This is a genomic window from Paenibacillus sp. FSL K6-3182, from assembly GCF_037976325.1.
Lineage (GTDB): Bacteria > Bacillota > Bacilli > Paenibacillales > Paenibacillaceae > Pristimantibacillus.
This window is the reverse complement of sequence record NZ_CP150265.1, coordinates 418,520-435,640: the sequence shown is the minus strand read 5'-3', so window position 1 is coordinate 435,640 and position 17,121 is coordinate 418,520. Positions and strand designations below refer to the sequence as shown.

At 43.0% G+C, this 17,121-nt stretch carries 17 protein-coding genes and 1 pseudogene; 12 read left to right on the top strand and 6 right to left on the bottom strand.

Going from position 1 to position 17,121, the window contains the following annotated elements:
* Positions 1-159: 159 nt before the first annotated feature.
* Positions 160-564, top strand: a complete 405-nt coding sequence (locus tag MHH56_RS02015; RefSeq protein WP_076268557.1) for a CBS domain-containing protein — start codon at positions 160-162, stop codon at positions 562-564.
* A gap of 79 nt (positions 565-643) precedes the next feature.
* Here MHH56_RS02015 and MHH56_RS02010 read toward each other — a convergent pair whose 3' ends face one another.
* On the bottom strand, positions 644-1,531 hold the full coding sequence (locus MHH56_RS02010; RefSeq protein WP_339206252.1) for a LysR substrate-binding domain-containing protein: 888 nt from the start codon (positions 1,529-1,531) through the stop codon (positions 644-646).
* Between the two features lie 113 nt (positions 1,532-1,644).
* Between MHH56_RS02010 and MHH56_RS02005 the strand changes: the two genes are divergently transcribed.
* Positions 1,645-3,030: an MFS transporter gene (locus MHH56_RS02005; protein WP_339209462.1), complete on the top strand. Its 1,386-nt coding sequence runs from the start codon at positions 1,645-1,647 to the stop codon at positions 3,028-3,030.
* Here MHH56_RS02005 and MHH56_RS02000 read toward each other — a convergent pair.
* Both MHH56_RS02000 and MHH56_RS01995 read right to left on the bottom strand, forming a co-directional pair.
* On the bottom strand, positions 3,010-3,639 hold the full coding sequence (locus MHH56_RS02000; RefSeq protein WP_339206250.1) for a type 1 glutamine amidotransferase family protein: 630 nt from the start codon (positions 3,637-3,639) through the stop codon (positions 3,010-3,012). The two genes, MHH56_RS02005 and MHH56_RS02000, sit on opposite strands and share 21 nt — an antisense overlap.
* Before the next feature lie 98 nt (positions 3,640-3,737).
* On the bottom strand, positions 3,738-4,520 hold the full coding sequence (locus MHH56_RS01995; protein ID WP_339206248.1) for an AraC family transcriptional regulator: 783 nt from the start codon (positions 4,518-4,520) through the stop codon (positions 3,738-3,740).
* A 105-nt stretch (positions 4,521-4,625) separates the two neighbouring features.
* On the opposite strand from MHH56_RS01995, the gene pyk reads away from it, so the two are divergent.
* The 3 genes from pyk to MHH56_RS01980 all read left to right on the top strand — a co-directional run bounded on the left by pyk (position 4,626) and on the right by MHH56_RS01980 (position 7,161).
* Positions 4,626-6,041 (top strand): pyruvate kinase, encoded by a 1,416-nt coding sequence (gene pyk, locus MHH56_RS01990; protein WP_339206246.1) that lies wholly within the window; start codon positions 4,626-4,628, stop codon positions 6,039-6,041.
* A 206-nt stretch (positions 6,042-6,247) separates the two neighbouring features.
* Entirely contained in the window at positions 6,248-6,544 is a 297-nt protein-coding gene (locus MHH56_RS01985) for a hypothetical protein (RefSeq protein WP_339206244.1), read from the top strand.
* A 242-nt stretch (positions 6,545-6,786) separates the two neighbouring features.
* Complete coding sequence (locus MHH56_RS01980) at positions 6,787-7,161, top strand: hypothetical protein (protein WP_076268564.1); 375 nt, start codon at positions 6,787-6,789, stop codon at positions 7,159-7,161.
* A 42-nt stretch (positions 7,162-7,203) separates the two neighbouring features.
* Here the strand turns inward: MHH56_RS01980 and MHH56_RS01975 are convergent, their stop codons facing one another.
* From MHH56_RS01975 to MHH56_RS01965, 3 genes are all read right to left on the bottom strand, one after another.
* Positions 7,204-8,622 (bottom strand): MDR family MFS transporter, encoded by a 1,419-nt coding sequence (locus MHH56_RS01975; protein WP_339206242.1) that lies wholly within the window; start codon positions 8,620-8,622, stop codon positions 7,204-7,206.
* Positions 8,623-8,626: 4 nt separating this feature from the next.
* On the bottom strand, positions 8,627-9,052 hold the full coding sequence (locus MHH56_RS01970) for a MerR family transcriptional regulator (RefSeq protein ID WP_339206240.1): 426 nt from the start codon (positions 9,050-9,052) through the stop codon (positions 8,627-8,629).
* 177 nt (positions 9,053-9,229) lie between these two features.
* A complete protein-coding gene (locus tag MHH56_RS01965) occupies positions 9,230-10,174 on the bottom strand; it encodes an acetamidase/formamidase family protein (protein ID WP_339206238.1) in 945 nt (314 codons plus the stop codon).
* 365 nt (positions 10,175-10,539) lie between these two features.
* Between MHH56_RS01965 and MHH56_RS01960 the strand changes: the two are divergent.
* From MHH56_RS01960 to MHH56_RS01930, 7 genes and pseudogenes are all read left to right on the top strand, one after another.
* Positions 10,540-10,689 (top strand): annotated as a pseudogene (locus tag MHH56_RS01960) (6-phospho-beta-glucosidase); the annotation flags it as partial.
* Positions 10,690-10,711: 22 nt separating this feature from the next.
* The gene (locus MHH56_RS01955; protein WP_339206237.1) at positions 10,712-11,605 is read left to right on the top strand and encodes a hypothetical protein; all 894 of its coding nucleotides are present in this window, start codon (positions 10,712-10,714) and stop codon (positions 11,603-11,605) included.
* Between the two features lie 85 nt (positions 11,606-11,690).
* Positions 11,691-12,917 (top strand): ROK family protein, encoded by a 1,227-nt coding sequence (locus tag MHH56_RS01950; protein WP_339206235.1) that lies wholly within the window; start codon positions 11,691-11,693, stop codon positions 12,915-12,917.
* 129 nt (positions 12,918-13,046) lie between these two features.
* Positions 13,047-14,321, top strand: a complete 1,275-nt coding sequence (locus MHH56_RS01945; protein WP_339206233.1) for an extracellular solute-binding protein — start codon at positions 13,047-13,049, stop codon at positions 14,319-14,321.
* 145 nt (positions 14,322-14,466) lie between these two features.
* Positions 14,467-15,288, top strand: a complete 822-nt coding sequence (locus MHH56_RS01940; RefSeq protein WP_339206232.1) for a sugar ABC transporter permease — start codon at positions 14,467-14,469, stop codon at positions 15,286-15,288.
* A 42-nt stretch (positions 15,289-15,330) separates the two neighbouring features.
* Positions 15,331-16,176 (top strand): carbohydrate ABC transporter permease, encoded by an 846-nt coding sequence (locus tag MHH56_RS01935; protein ID WP_339206230.1) that lies wholly within the window; start codon positions 15,331-15,333, stop codon positions 16,174-16,176.
* A 36-nt stretch (positions 16,177-16,212) separates the two neighbouring features.
* Complete coding sequence (locus MHH56_RS01930) at positions 16,213-17,046, top strand: PIG-L deacetylase family protein (RefSeq protein WP_339206229.1); 834 nt, start codon at positions 16,213-16,215, stop codon at positions 17,044-17,046.
* The last annotated feature ends 75 nt before the right edge of the window (positions 17,047-17,121 follow it).

Below are 17,121 nucleotides of genomic sequence, written 5' to 3'. Positions count from 1 at the left end.
TTGTAATTCGAATGTTCTAATAAGTCAACTGCAGCCAAGTATTCATGGAAATAAGCATAATTTTTAGCATTTTTATTCGATCATTTTAGACGTGCCCAGTCACTTCCACATGCACCATCGGACAAAATATGCTTTAATATACCAAAGGAGCGTGATTCAATGGACATCAAATCGTTTTTATTTCCAAAAAACGAGGTCTCATACCTCATGACATCCTCTAATATGAAAGAAGCCATAGATAAATTAGAGGCTAGCCACTATACAGCCATTCCGATCTTGGACGACAATGGCTTATATTTCGGAACACTTTCCGAAGGGGATTTATTATGGAAGTTGAAAGCCACACCCGGCCTCACCTTCGATACGATGCACGAAATTCCTGTCGTCTCTATCAAAAAACGGATGAAAGTCGAATGTGTCGCGATCAACGCCGATTTGGACGATATGCTGGCGCTGGCGGCCGATCAGAACTTCGTTCCCGTCGTAGACACCGATCGCGTCTTTCTTGGTATTATTCGCCGTAAAGATATCATCGAATACTATACCCGAAATATTTCTGATTAGCTTGGAAAAGCCAGATCATGCAAACAAGAAGGCTGCCGTCGCCGGCAGCCTTTTATGATGAATTAGTGGAGAAGCACGATTAAATGCTTTGTTTGGATAACGCTTCAAAATACGCTACAACGACCTCACGAAATTCCAGAGCAGCTCGCGAAATGTACCGATTCCTATGCCATAATAGTGCTATCTCCCGTACTAATTCGCGATTCTCTATTTGGAGATAATGGATTTGTTCCCGCGAATTCCTTGCCGTGCTGGGTAAGAAGGCTATACCTATATCGGCCTCTACAAGCATGCTAAGCCTTGCAGGTTCATCCCCCTCATACACATATTTTGGTACAAATCCAATCGATTCGCATAAAGAGTCAACTAAATCGCGCGTACCGTAACCTCTTTTCACTCCGACAAACCATTCATCCCTTAGCTCTGCCAAAGATACGCTGCTTCGATCTGCCAGCCGATGCCCCTTTGGAACAGCTACAAGGATCGGGTCGATAAACACGATTTGACATTCGATATCATCCCCTTCTATAGGAGGCGAGGACAAGCAAAAATCCACTTCTCCTCTATCAAGAAGCGTAACCATTTCCTGTGTGGCGAGCATTTGCACATGAAATTGAATATCAGGACGTTTTTTCCGAAACTCACGAAGGATATTGGGCAATTTGCTTGCAGTGGTCACTGCTAATTTGAGCGTGCTATGTTCCAGGCTGGATAAATCGCTAAGCTCCTGCTTCCCCTGCTCCAATTCAAACAAAGCCCTTTCTGCACGGCGGAGGAATAGGCTGCCATACTCATTCAATCGCAAATTTCTCCCTATTCGATCGAATAAGGGAACCCCTAAATCCTCCTCCAAGCGCCCAATCGTTTTGCTTAGTGAAGACTGAGTAACGTGCAGATTGCGTGCAGCTTCGGTCATATGCTCCAAACGAGCTACCGTAAGAAAATATTGCAGTTGAAGAAGTTCCATTTTGCGCCCCCATTCATTCCCTCAAGTCAATGAGATTATAGCATCAAATGCGTTGGAATGAATAAATGATTTCAAGTACGATGACATTAATACGATTTGGGGGCGATTCAAAAATGAGTGTTCGCAGCAGGTGGTTAATGATCTCCGTTGGTCTAGGGATACTATTGAACCCATTAAATTCTTCGATGGTTTCAGTTGCTATTCCACGTCTGCAGCATGTATTCCAACTTGATTTTACAAGTGTTTCTTGGATTATTTTTTCCTTTTACATTGCAAGCAGCATCGCTCAGCCTATTATGGGAAAGGCCAGCGATTTATTCGGGCGCAGGAAAATCTTCCTTGCCGGCCTTGTTGTAGCCTTCGTTGCATCATTACTAGCTCCGCTATCACCAAACTTCGGATGGCTCATAGTGTTCCGCGTTGTGCAAGCCATTGGAACAAGCATGATGGTTGCCGTTGGAATGGCTATTGTACGCATTCATATTACGGAGAAACAAGCGACTGCGCTGTCTGTTTTGTCCATCTTTCTATCGGGAGCGGCAGCCATAGGCCCCTTTATTGGGGGGATCTTGACTCATTCGTGGGATTGGACGGCTATCTTTTTCGTCAATATTCCATTTGCGGTGGCTAGCTTTCTATTAGCTTGGAGAACTATCCCTAAGGATGAACCGCGAGTGCACGTTGCCAAGAACATGTCTTTTCGTATGTGGTTGGATTTGATAGATGCGTCAGGAATCTTGCTCTTTACAGTAGGTCTGGTTGCCCTGCTCGCTTCATTGCTCTCAGCCAAATCATCTGGACATCTCTCATTCGGAAATGGTATTTTCTTGCTGATCGGCCTTGCTGCGCTGGGGGCATTCGTACGACATGAGTTAAAAGCGGCGTCACCTTTTATTCCACTGCGCACATTCGCCAAATATCCTGCGATGACTTGGGTTAATGTAGAATTCATGCTCGTTAACGTACTATACTACTCGCTCTTTTTCGGGCTACCATCCTACTTGCAAATGGTGCGCCATGTCAGTGAGTTCCAAACCGGGATTCTCATGCTAAGCTTAGGCTTATGCTCGCTAGTTACTTCTCCAATCGCAGGACGATGGATCGATAAATCAGGACCAAGACCAGCATTGCTGGTATCTGCCATTCTCATGACACTTGGGTCAGTGTGGCTCGTCACATTGAATCAAAATTCACCGGTTATCAGCGTATGTCTCGCTTTGGCTGCATTCGGCATTAGCAACGGGCTGAACAATGTTGGGATGCAAGCATCCTTGTTCCAAAGCTCTCCAAAAGAAATAATCGGTGTAGCATCCGGATTATTTAATACATCCAGATACTTTGGAACCATCCTCTCCTCATTGCTGATAGGTATCGTTATGGGCGATACGTTCAGCTTCGAGGGATTTCACGTGCTTGGAATTATCCTCACGCTCATTGCGTTGTCTTTGGTATTCCTGAACCGGCGGCGCCGGGATTCATTACGATACAGAATCCATTAATTCGAAGAAATATTTTGATTCATGAGTCTGATAAAGCTTGAACCAAGCCTGTAATGTTTTTGGCGCAAAAACATCCAACAGCTGCAGTACATGCATCGTAAATTCCAGCGGGGCTATACCTGATGCAGTAATTAAGTTTCCATCTGTTACTGCAGGCTCCGTTTCATAATATTTTTCTCCCGTATAATTAGGACAAATCATTTTCAAATAATCGAGATCGTTACTTGTATGTCTTCTTGAGTCGAGCGCTCCCATCTTTGCAAGTCCCATTGTAGCGCCACAAATCGCTGCAACTACTGTTCCTCCTTCTAATGCTTTTGATGCTTTTTTCAAAATAGGCTCGTGAATGGCTTCCATCCAAGTATCTCCGCCTGGAAGAACGAGTACATCCGTACTTTCCAAACTACACTCTTCAATAGAAATAGCAGGCAATATTTTCAATCCGCCCATTGTAGTAGCAGGATTTTTATCCACGCCGACTGTAATAACTTCTAAAGGTGCTACCTCTTTTTTAAAATACCTCCCCGAGTTAAGTTCAGCAGTTAAATAACCTACTTCCCAATCTGCCATCGTATCAAAAACATAAAGATATACTTTTTTTGTCTGCATAATAAACACTCCTTTTGTAATATCTGAATACCCCTATTATAAAAAAACTTCACTGACATCCTCCGTCAGTGAAGTTTTTTAAATTTGATAAAAATCAATTAAACGGTTGAAGAGCGCTCATGCAGGAAATCAGATGGCGAGCTGCCAACAATGCGCTTGAATATACGGTAAAAATACGAAACATCGTTATATCCTAAATAGTCGGCGATTTCACTAATCATCAGCTGCGATTCGGTCAGCATGTAGATCGCCGTCTTCATTCGCTGATTGTGTACATATTCGCTGATCGTCTGGTTCGTAACCGCCTTAAACAAAGTAGCCGCATAATTCGGTGTCGTATTAATGACATCCCCCAGCTCCTCCTTCGTCACCCTCTCGCGATAATGCGTCGAAATATATTGCTTCATGCTGTCAACACGCCGATGCTTGTCCGAGGAAATCATTCCGCGATCCTTCTCTTGATTGAGATAGACCAGTGCTTCCGTAAGCAGCGCCTCTGCCATGAGTTCATAGTAAGGCGGTTTCTCTTTGTATTGTGTCCAAACTCCCCGCAGCCTCTCTTGTATAACTTCAAAGCGCCCGAGCCGTTGCTTTAACGGCTCTTCCAGCTGAAGCAGAGGAAGGCTGCACTCGGAAGCGATTTTGCAAAAATTGACCACATACTTCGTGTGGACGACCGTTGGAACGCTTTTACCATAGTATGGAATATGCCCCGGTATAAGGAGCAAATCTCCTTTTTCCAAAATCACCTTCTCCTCGTTCACCCAATATACACATTTCCCATAAGTCACTAACGAGAGATGAAAGGATAACATGCGCCCCTCACCTTCCTCGTACCAATCCGCCCCGTTGTCCTGATGCACATCCATAATTGCCAGCATAATGAACGCTCCTTAGAACCGTACTATTGTACATTCATTGTACTATAGTTCTTATCTCCTTTCGACTTTTCACGTTACAATGAAAAAAATAAGGAGGCCTACAACATGCTAAAAACAAAAATTATTTGTACAATGGGGCCCGCTTGCGACTCCGTTTCGACGATTAAAGAAATGATCCAAGCAGGGATGACCGTTGGTAGACTGAATATGGCTCACGGCGAATTAGAAGATCACGTTATGCGAATGAACAATATACGGCAGGCTGCACGCGAGCTGAACACTTTTGTTCCCATTATGATGGATATTAAAGGTCCTGAGGTGCGGATCGGCAAGCTGAAGGAAGCGTCTTGCGAGCTGGTTATCGGTGAAGAATTGATTCTCACGACGGAGGATGTACTCGGCGATGCGACTCGTCTTCCTGTAAACTATTCCGAGCTTCCGCTTGTCGTAAAAACAGGCGACCAGATTCTCATTGATGATGGACTTGTTGATCTGACGGTACTGTCGGTGGAAGGTAACGATATTCGTTGCAAAATCGTGAGCGGCGGCATATTGAAACCTCGCAAAGGCGTTAACCTGCCAGGCATCAAAACGACGCTGCCAGGCGTAACGGAGCGCGATGTGGTGCATATTCACTTTGGCATCAAACATAATGTTGAGATCATTGCTGCTTCCTTCGTAAGAAAAGCAGAGGACATCTTGGAAATCCGCAACATTCTTGAAGAAGCAAATGCAAGCCATGTACAAATCATTTCCAAAATTGAGAACGCTGAGGGCATGCAAAACCTTGATGCAATTATCGAAGCATCCGATGGCATTATGGTCGCTCGTGGTGATCTAGGCGTTGAGGTACCGATCGAAGACGTGCCGATGATGCAGCGTGAGATGATCAACAAATGTAATCTTGTAGGCAAGCCGGTTATTGTTGCTACACATATGCTCGAATCGATGCAGGTTAACCCGCGTCCAACTCGGGCTGAAGTAAGCGACGTAGCCAATGCGGTTATTCAAGGCGCTGACGTCGTGATGCTCTCCGGCGAGACAGCTGCTGGAAAATACCCCATCCCATCCGTACGGACAATGGCTTCCATCGCAAGAAAAGCGGAATCCATGATCGATTATAAAGAGCAATTCGATAAAAAGAGATCGCAGCAAAGCACGAACATTACGGAGGTAATTAGCCAAGGTGTCGTTAGCTCCTCGCTTGAGCTGAGCGCCAAAGCAATCCTTACTTCAACGGAAAGCGGCTTTACTGCTCGCATGGTATCCAAGTACCGTCCGATGTCACCAATTATCGCGATTACGCAGCATGATCATGTGCTTCCAAAAATTTGCTTGCTCTCCGGCGTTATTCCGGTTAAAGGCGATGCAGTAACAACAACAGACGAAATGTTCGAGTCCGCTATCCGCAATGCCAAGCTGACTGGGCTTATTGATACAGGCGATATTATCGTGCTTTCCGCTGGCGTGCCAATCGGCCAAGCAGGGGCAACCAATCTTATCAAAGTAGCACAAGTATAAGTAATTATTTCGCCAAAAATGGCATGATATCAAAAAGCTGCGCCGTCCGAGGACGATGCAGCTTTTTACTCATATAAATGCAGCCCGAACGACTCAACATAACGATACTTTCATGAAGCTTTCACAAATGACATGCTTTCCTATGCCTTTTGGAGCATATTATAATAATAACAACACATCGTTTCTACACTTAGGAGGGAATGGGTATGAAAAAAGAACATACCGTTCATTTCAAAATTATGCATGGCTCGGCAACCAAGACGCTAACCGGACTCATGTACCTAGAAGAAAACACAAAACCAACTGTTCAAGATTATCAAGAAGTCCTGAAACAATGCGGACATGATGTACATATCGAGAATGAAGAGCAGTTTATTTTCCGCTCCAACAACCCAGAAGACGATTATTTGATCGACGTTCTTGAAAACTATAAGAAAAACGACAAAGATCTACATGCTGACCATCTCGCACAAAGCTTTGTAAAAAAGACGCCATTCCTATAGAAATATTACTAGAATAGGAGCAGAAAGGCTGTTTCGGGTCAAATGACCTCATGAAACAGCCTTTTTTTATCGTACAAAATAAACTGTTTACGACTTTGACAGCTGCTAAAGTACCTATTCCTTAATAAGGCTTTGGAAATATTTTCATGTTGAATTGGTTGTGTTATGCTTCTTCTAGGATTATAAAAGCTTAGAGTCAGCATGAAGCTATACCGTTCATGATCCATGAAAGTTGGTGATTCGTGAGTACAAATGAAAGTATCACCTTAGTTGTCATTACCCTCATTTCCGTGCCGCTTTTCCTGCTTGCCTTCATCGTCATTCGGCAATCGTTTAAGGATACTCGGGAAACTAAATTTATTTTGAAACATGGCGAATCCTTTGACGCGACTGTGAGCTCCATTCAAAAAACCAATACGGAGATTAACGGTCATCCTGAGGTTTTTATCGGATTAACGATTCCAAGAGAGCATGCAGATCCCTATCGCGCCATCATTAAAACCGCCATTTATATGGTTAATATTCCTCAGTATCAGCCTGGCCGTAAAGTAAAGGTGAAGGTGCTGGAGACAAACGGCAAAATTAAGGTCGCCTTGGAAGGCGCACATGTATTTTAACTTACATGAAATAAGAAAGAGCGCCGCAATCGGCGCTCTTTCTTATTGTACTGCAGCTGCCTTTCGTTTCCGCAGCAATAGTGTAAGTGGGATAGAACAAATAATAATAATCGTCCCCAGATGGAAAACATCCTGAACGCTAAGCGACAGCGCAATGGTTTTGGACGATACTCCGTCCTCCAAATGAGCAATCGTCTGTGCTGAGAGGATCGTGCTGAACAAACTAATCGATAGCGCTGATGTCCCCTGCCTGATCCAATTCATCACCGCAGAGGCATGACCTGAATTCACGCTTGGTACAGCAGACATCGCAGCGTTCGTCACGGGCATGTTGCTGAAGCCAATCCCCATATAACGAATAGCCACCCATACCGTAATAAATGCCGCGCTTGTCGCCACATTTGCATGGCTAAGCTCCCATGTGGCTAATCCCATTAGCAGCAAACCGATGAAGATTAGCCTCGATGGTCCTATTTTGCCATAAAGCCTGCCTACTGCAAGCGAGATTAATACCATCGCAAGTGTACCTGGAAGCATAACCATGCCGGTAGTAAAGCTCGACTCCCCTTTAATATTTTGCATGAAGATCGGAACGAGTAACGTGCCTGCATATAAGGAAATCGTTATACAGCAGTTTAGTATGACTCCGTAAGTAAACCTCGGTATTTTCAGTACTCGCAAATTTAATAAAGGATTGCTGACTCGCAGTGTCCGCACCACAAAATAAGCAAGCACGACTAAACCAGCAGCAATCATTCCAAGTGTTTGCCAGCCCGCCCAGCCCCAATTATGCGCCTCGCTAAATGCGACCAGCAACGCGCTTGTTCCGATGAGAACTGCGCCAAACCCAATCCAATCCAGCTTAATCCCGGTGCTTAATCGGTAATTAGGAATGTACTTGGCGGCTATAAGCACAGCAATAATGCCAATCGGAATGTTCATTAGAAATAATGATTTCCATCCGTAAATTTCAGCAAGCCATCCGCCTATCGTCGGCCCAAGCGCAGGAGCAAGCATCGCTGATACGCTCCAGAAGCTGACAGCTACAGCCTGTTTTGATTTCTCAATGGTCTGGTAAATGATTGTCATCGTTGTGGGCATAATAATTCCGCTGAAGAATCCTTGCAAAATCCGAAACGCAATAAGAGATTCAATACTCCAAGCGAAGGTACAAAGCGCAGACGTTAAAGTAAAACCGGCTAGTGCAATTACATATAATTTTTTGTAGCTCCATTTATCACCCATAAAACCGATAATCGGAGCAATAATACCTGTTGCCATCATAAAACCGGATAACATCCATTGCACCGTGTTTAAACTGGCATGAAAATCATCCATAAAGATAGGCAATGCCACATTTATCGTAGTTGTACTCAAAGAGGCCATGAAGTTACCGAAAAAAACGGCAATCATAATGGTCCAAAATGACGAAGCTGCTTTTTGCGAGGTATCCACATTCATGCTCCTATTCCTGTAATTGATCTAAAGCCTTCTGTACACGCTTCTCTGTTTCGGTAAGTTCTTCTTTAAACTGCTCCATACGTTTAATTTTCATGTCGATCATCGTTTTTTCCTTATGGAGCACCTGTGATATTTCGAAAAGCTTCAATTTTCGCGCTTCGCGATCCTCACTCGTACGATATTCACTTTTCTGCTGCTCAATGAGCGATTGAAACTCCATATACTGCTGAAGCTCTGCAAGAGAGAAGCCGAGCACCTCTTTTACGAGCAGTATTTTGTTGATTTTCTCTATATTTTCCTCTGAATATAACCGAATACCGCCTTGCGTCCGCTCCGGTGCAGAGATTAAGCCAAAATCCTCATAATACCGAATGGCGCGTTTCGTTAATCCAGTACGCTTAGCTACTTCTTCAATTTTTAGCAAATCCAATGTCGAGCACCTCCGAATTTTCTACAATAAGCATACTCTTAGTGACAGTTAACGTCAACGTTAACTTTTGGGGGAGCAATAGTGATGGAGCAGCAGCTTTGCAAATAACTTGCCGTTCATAAGCAAAAAAACAGTCTGAAACATAGCTACATGTTCCAGACTGTTTTTTGATCTCAGCTATATCGATGACTTGAACACGCCATGCGGCAAGCAAGCGTGAACGCCTTTAATGCCATTCACAATTTGAGTAATCTTTAAGTCAACAACCGAGCTTCCTAGTGCGATCGCTTCCACTCGGTTTAAACCATATAACTCACCCATAAGATCTAGCATCCCATCCAGCGCCGCTACGGTGGCTTCATTTAAATCTTCATGAAAGCCAAACGTAATCCAGCCTGAAGGCGTATTCGCTCTAGGATTCGTCAAAACGATGTCTTCCTTCACCGTTATCGTTACGTCAACCAAATCCATTGGAGACTCAATCGCCTGACAACTAATCTCCCCATCGCCTTGGCGAGCGTGGCCATCTCCTATGGATAAATAACCTCCGTCTACAGAAATCGGCAAATATAATGTGCTTCCTTTAACTAGCTCCTTGCAATCTATATTCCCTCCGCAGGAGCGAGGAGGAAAAGTGGAATGAATACCTAGCCTATCAGGGGGCATCCCAATCACGCCCATAAAGGGTTGTAGCTCTACCGTAAACGATTTGTCATTAATGAGACAGGTTCCCCTCATCCATTCCTTGTCTAGTTTCCAATCGAGGGAAATCTCTTTATATTCGGTTAGCTTTAGCTTTTGATTTTGCCAATTTGGATATTGGCCTGCTGCTGTAAAGCCGTATGATCCTGGAATGATATCATTAAATCTAATCTCAAGGGTCATTCCTTTTTTTGCTTCTTTGATAAATAAGGGGCCAATTAAAGCATGACCACTATCGATATCCTGTCTTCTTGAAAAAGGTTTATATCTATCTTGATTGCTTGTACCCGTACCCCAGCCTGCATCCAGCGTTTGAAAACGAATGGAATCACCTGATTCGATCGTAAGCAGCGGAGTCACTTCTGTTGTAAACGAGCCAATTAGGGAGCCTTGCGCCAATTCAATTTCGTGAACGGTCATGAATGATCCCTCCAAAAAAGCTAAATTGCCTTTCAAATTTATATTACCATAATTGGAAAATTAATAGTTATATTAAGAGAGTCCATCTCGATTTCGCGCATTGTTTGTCCTAACGGTTGGAACCTTCCCTATGGACTACATACAGTAAGATAGTATTATAAAATCGTTCTTTATCATAAGAAGAACGATTTTTTTTATTTTACAATAGAAGTAAGGCTAAGCGGGATGAAGATCATGCGCTTGCCAATATCTTTTTGATTTGAATAGGAGTGTGAACCAAAAAACAGATATAGATTAGTGATGTGTATGTTTTAGTGTTACAACCATTTAGGGAGTCCAAACCATGACGGAGCAGAAAAAAAGGGTTGAAAATAGCGGTTATTGGAGGCGGTTCCTCATACATTCCTGAGATTATTGAGGTTTTTATTAATAAATATGATGAAATGCCCATACGTGGGCTGTGACTGTTTGATAGTGAAGAAGGCAGCCATAAGCTGGAGATTGTTTATGGTAGATGAATAAAAAGGATGGAATCTATTGAATATATTGTTGGCCTTTTGCGCTGTTCTGATGTTCATTATTCAGACGCTAGCTTTGAAACAAATGAGAAGCACGAATAAAAGTGAGGGATTATCCTCCTTTTTCAAACGAAGTTCGGCTTATACGGCGATAATTGCTATTGGCTTTTTTGTATCATGGCTCATGTCAGATTTGAATGGCATCCATACCGCTACGCTTGTGCTTGGAGTGTTTTATGGGCTTGTTTTTGTACTTACTGTTTTGTTTTATTCCTGCGCTATGAATACGGGACCGTTATCTTACTCTGCTTTTTATTTCTCAGCAAGCCTGCTTCTGCCTGTTGTTGCAAGTGTTGTACTTTGGAATGAACCGATGACCGGCATGAAATTTATGGGTATTGCTCTTTTTATCCTATCCTTCTATTTCATCAATGTGTTTGGAAGCAAAGGGCATGAAGCAGCAGGAATGAAATGGTTAGTTTATTGTCTTCTTGCCTTTATTTTAAATGGTACCTTGCCAATCATCATGAAATGGCAGCAGACGTTACTTGAGGGGCATGAGCTGATTCCCTTTATGTGTGTAGGATTTGGTTCGGCGCTCTTATTTTCACTTAGCGGTATTCTTTTCACTGGGGGTTTCCAAAGACAAAGCAAGCCAATTCCTACCGTACGACAGCTTCGTATTTTAACCCTGTACATTGTAGCCATAGCAGGATCAACCGGTATTGGTAATGCGATAATAACGTATTTGTCAGGACGAATGTCAGGTCTTCATTTGTTTCCGCTCGTCAATGGAAGTATGATTGTGCTTCTAACGATCCTCTCCGCTGTTTTATTTAAAGAGAAAATGTCTCGTGGCGGCATCATCGGAATAGGCATTGGCTTGCTCGCCATCGTGTTTGTGAATATGTAAATAATAGTTATTGACAATCATAATGGCAAATCATATTATTTAATTAAGTTTATTTATTAATCAATTTTAGAAGAGAGGTTGTCGTTTGTCCAAAGTATCAGCAAAGCAGAAACATGTAAGAATCATGAATCAAAATTTAATCATAGATGCGATTAGAAGAGATGAAAGCGCTACAAGAAGTGAGCTGTCAAAGCTGTTGAAGCTGAGTGTACCTAGCGTTTGCACGAACGCAGATCAATTGGTTAGGTTAGGCATTCTAAGGGAAACAGAGGATGGCTTCACAGGTGTGGGAAGAAAAGCAAGCCGTTTGCGGTTGAATGATAACTTTGGCTATATCATCTCCGTTGATCTAAGCAATCCTTGTATTACGGTTGGCATTTCGAATCTCAATCCAATCATTATTCAAGAAGTGAAATTCGATATTGAACAATATGACATTAACCAGTTAATGGAGCTAATAATAAGCAAGATTGATGAACTTCTTGTTAAAAGCAATGTATTAGTAAATCAATTGCTTGCTATATCTATCTCTATACCAGGTCAAGTGGATAATGATTTAGGTATCGTAAAGTGCGGATCGTATCTGGAGCGACTCGGCACTGTGAATTTCAGAGAACCGCTTCTAAATAAATTCGGTGTTCGAGTACTGGTACAAAAGGATATCAATTCTGCTGTTCTAGGTGAAATAAAATTTGGAGCTGCACAGGGACACGCAAATGCTGTGTTTGTAAGCGTTGACGTGGGTGTGGGTCTTGGTATCGTGCTTGGAGGATCGTTGTATCCGGGGAAATTTCATCTGGCAGGTGAAATAGAACATTACATCGTGAACGTAGAATCAGAGAATACGGAACGACAGGATGGTTTATTTGAGAGCTCTCGGTTGCGCGATTTGGTTACAATAGAAGCTTTGGTCAGATCGGTTAGAGCAGAGCTGGAGGCTGGGGGCGAAAGCAGACTGCTTAAAGCTGTGAATGGCGACATTGCTAAGGTCGATTTTAATGACATTATAAAGGCGACATTAGAAGGAGATGCCCTTAGCATTAAGCATGTGAAGCGCTGTGCAAAGATTATGGCTGCCTTCGTAGCAAACATGCTATTTTTACTTGATTTGGACACCGTTATATTGGGTGGTGGGTTCGTCACCCTCGGTTCGGCTTACACCGATACAATACGGGATGAAGTTAGGCGTTTAGGGTTAGGAAATACGGCTATCGTGGATACGGCGCTCAAGACGAAAGCTGTTTTGATTGGCGGGATTGCCATTGGATTGGAGACTATGTTCAGTGAACTGCTGGAGGAGCAGGAGGCTTAAAGCCTCCTATCCCTTCAATTAGTTAATTAAGTTTATTAATCAATGATAAATTAGATTGTTCCTTGGACGTTATAAATGAACGCGTTCAAGTTTCAATATATGAATTCATTTTAAAAGGAGAGTTGAGTAATGAGGAAAAAGGTGGCAAGCAAGACAACTGCACTAGTACTTATCTTCGTAGTATTTGCAGCACTGATGGCAGCATGCGGGGGATCCAAACAAGAAGAGAATGGAGCATCCGAGAGCAAAACAAAAGAGATAACACTTCGGGTAGCGACATCATTCGCTGGTTCTGATCCATGGGTTCCAGCTTGGACGGAAGCTATTAAACAGTTCCAAGAAGAAAACAAGGGCATCAAAATTACAGATGAGTCAACGCCGGTCAATCAAGAAGCATTGCGTACGAAAGTGAAAGCGGATGCAGCAACTGGCAATCTAGCCGATGTAATGTTTTATTTCAATGGCAGCGAGACAGCTATTCTAACCGAATCGAAAGAAATTGTTTCCTGGGAAGATGAATTTGCTAAAGATCCAGATTGGGCGAAGCAATTCAATAGCGGGATCATCGAGAAGGTCAAGTATGAAGGCAAACTCTATTCTCTTCCATATATCGGCTTCTATGAAGGCTTGTTCTGGAATAAAGAGTTATTCGACCAGTATCAACTCGAAGCTCCAACAACCTACGATGCTTTTATAAAAGCGATAGATACGTTTGCAGCTAATAATATTGTACCATTCGCTACATCGCTCACAACTCCATATCTGCAAGAGGCTTTGGTTCTTTCACAGGTTGGGCCAGAGGGACAACAAAAGGCTTATGATCCATCATGGGCACCAGCTCTTGCGATCTTCAAAGAGTTGAACGATAAGAAAGCGTTTCCTAAAGATGCACTCACGCTGGATGATGAGAAAGCGCAATCTTTATTTGCAGGCGGGAAAGCGGGAATGATGTTCAACGGTTCATGGACAGCTGCTGGTCTGAGTACAAATCCTGCTTTTCAAATTACACCATTCCCGCTCGTACCGGGCGGTAAAGGCGAGAATATGATTGTATCTGGATTTGGTTCTGGTTGGTATATGAAGAAAAATACCGATCAAGCTAAATATGATGCAGCTCTAGCTTTTGTGAAATTCATGACATCTCCTGAAACGGCTGGCAAATTTGCAGCAATAGGCGGAACTTATGCAGTCGATACACAACAATCCAGCAGCACCGCACAGCTCCTGATTGACGGCAACAAGATGGTGAGTGAGGCAAAGGATTTCGTTATGCCAATCGATTCTTACGTATCTAGGGAATCGTATACCGAGTTCTTAAAAGGTATTGCTTATGTGTCAGCAGGAAGAAAAACAGCCGAGGAAATTCTAGATGAAGCCACAAAATTAAACAACAGAAACAAGTAGTTTTTTTCAACAAGCCCCGGGATATCGGATTGCCGGCTCCCGGGCAAATGGCAGTATGGAATCCAAGCTATTGCTTATGAAGAGGAGGCGTTCAGTTGTGATATTCAGGGACAAGAGATACATTGTGCTTTTCCTGGCGCCAACGATGCTATTATTATTCACCTTTCTTTTATATCCACTCGTACAATCCGTTTATTATAGCTTCACCGAATGGTATAACTTCTCAAATACGAAGACGTTCATAGGATTCGGCAATTACAACCAGCTCATTCATGACCCTGTTGTTTGGATAGCGCTAAAAAACACGTTTATATTGGTGATCGGTGCCGTATTCCTGCAGGCTGGAGGAGGTTTGGTCCTTGCGCTGCTAACCGACAGCATCAAACGAGGATTTAAATTTTTTAGAACGGTCTTTTTCTTTCCGATTGTTATCTCAGGTACGGCGATTGGCCTCATGTTCTCGCTCATTTACAACTACGACTATGGACTCTTAAATGCCATTATGAGAGGTCTCGGTCTGTCTGAGCAAATATGGCTAACGGAGAAAAGCGCGATCTATTTGGTACTCATACCGATTCTATGGCAGTATGTTGGATTTTATTTTGTTATATTCCTGACCGGGATGTCAAAGATTCCAGAGGATATTTATGAATCAGCTATGCTGGACGGTATTACAGGAATAAGAAAATCCATCTATATTACACTTCCATTATTACGAGATGTCATTGCTTCTTGTCTTACGCTCGCCACGGCTGGAGCATTGAAGGTATTTGATGTCGTATATATCGTGACCAAGGGTGGTCCATTGAATTCCAGTGAGCTGCTCAGTACTTACATGTACACGAAGGCATTCAATGGGCAAAACGCAGGTTATGCCAGCACAATCGTCATTGCGATGATGATACTCGGTATTGTCATAACCGTTGTGTTAAATAAATTAGTTAAAAAAGAGGCTGTCAGCTACTGATGATAGACAACAAACAGCCCAATTGAGAAGGTGATATTTTAGATGGTTAACAGACTAGTAAAGCCTGGTGCGGTCAAGTTCGGCGTATATGCACTCCTGATTTTATGGGCATGCACAACGATCGTCCCGCTATTATGGGTGCTGCTCAATAGCTTCAAAACGTCCGAAGAAATTTTAACGCAATCATTCGCTCTACCACAAAGCTACTCTTTATTTAACTTTTTGAAGTTGAACGAATATGGCAACATTAACGTCGTTAAAGGCTTTATGAACAGTATGATCATTTCGGGATCCGTTGTATTAGGTGTTTCCCTTTTTGGCGGGTTGGCTTCTTTTGTACTAGCGAGATTTCAATTTTCATTTAAAGGGTATTTCACGTCTATATTTGTTATCTGTATGCTGCTGCCGCAGTTCGCTGTTATTATTCCGAATTTCGTTATCATCGAGAAGCTGGGTTTGAATGGAACCTATTTATCCGTTATTCTCCCACAAGTAGCTGGCAATTTGAGCTTTGCTATTCTAATGATAACAGGCTTCATGGCTTCTTTGCCTGGAGAACTAGAGGAAGCGGCGGTCATGGATGGGGCAACCATTTGGAAAATATATTATAAAATAACGCTGCCACTTTGCTTCCCTATTTTTGCAACGGTGTCTATTATGGTCTTTCTTTGGTCATACAACGAGCTTTTGTTACCACTCGTCTACCTGCCAATAAGAGAGATGCAGCCTATATCTGTCCTCTTGTCGCTCGTATCGAATGCGTATGGTACAGATTATGGCGCTATGATGGCAGCCATCACGATTTCAATCGTACCACTACTTGTTTTGTACATGTTCTCACAAGAAACGGTTATTAAAGGGCTGACAGCAGGTGCAGTAAAGGGATAATGGTTTTGGGTTACCATACAGGAGGAGAGAAAAAAGATGTCTACACAACAACAAAAAAATATAATTGTCATTGCTGCACATCCGGATGAACCGGAAATTTATGCGGGAGGAACCTCTGCTTTATTCGCAGAAATGGGACACCGAGTTAAATTCGTTTCCTTAACCAATGGAGATTGCGGACACTACTCAATTAGCGGACAAGAGCTCGTGGATAGAAGAACGCAGGAGGCATATGAGGCTGCTAGACGATTGGGTGTTCTTGACTATAGCATATTGAATATATCTGATGGCCGTCTGACGAATAGCTTTGAAGTGAGAGAAGAAGTTATTCGCCAAATTCGAAATTGGAAGGCTGATGTCGTCATTACCTTCCATCCTGAAGGTGCAGGACATGTAGATAATCGCAATGCAGGAAGAATTGTGAGAGATGCTGCGGATTTTATAGCGAAGGTACCTAATTCTGTGCCAGATGCCCCATATTTAGAGCAATCCCCTCTTTTCTTGCTTATGCCGGACTACGGAAAGAGGCATGCTTACTCACCCGATCTGGTCGTCGATATTGGTTCTGTTATTGAGAAGAAGCTGCTTGGCTGTGATGCGCACGCTTCCCAATTCTATGAGTTTGCGCCATGGCAGCGTAATCTGCTAGATCAGGTTCCACAGACGTGGGATGCAAGGAAGGATTATATTTTGCAATATTGGAGCAGCTTTATTGAGGTTTCATCGGAGATGCTTCCGACGCTGGATCGACTATACGAAGAAGGGAAGTCAGAAAAAACAAAGTATGCAGAGCCATTCGAGATTGCAGATTATGGCAGAAGACCGAGTGATACGGAGCTGAAGCAGTTGTTTCCCATGCTGAGTCAATAAGAGGAAATACCTTGATATACTCCGTGAACGGATCGTTGTTGTAGGGCAGCTGCAATGCACGTAAATAGCAAAAGC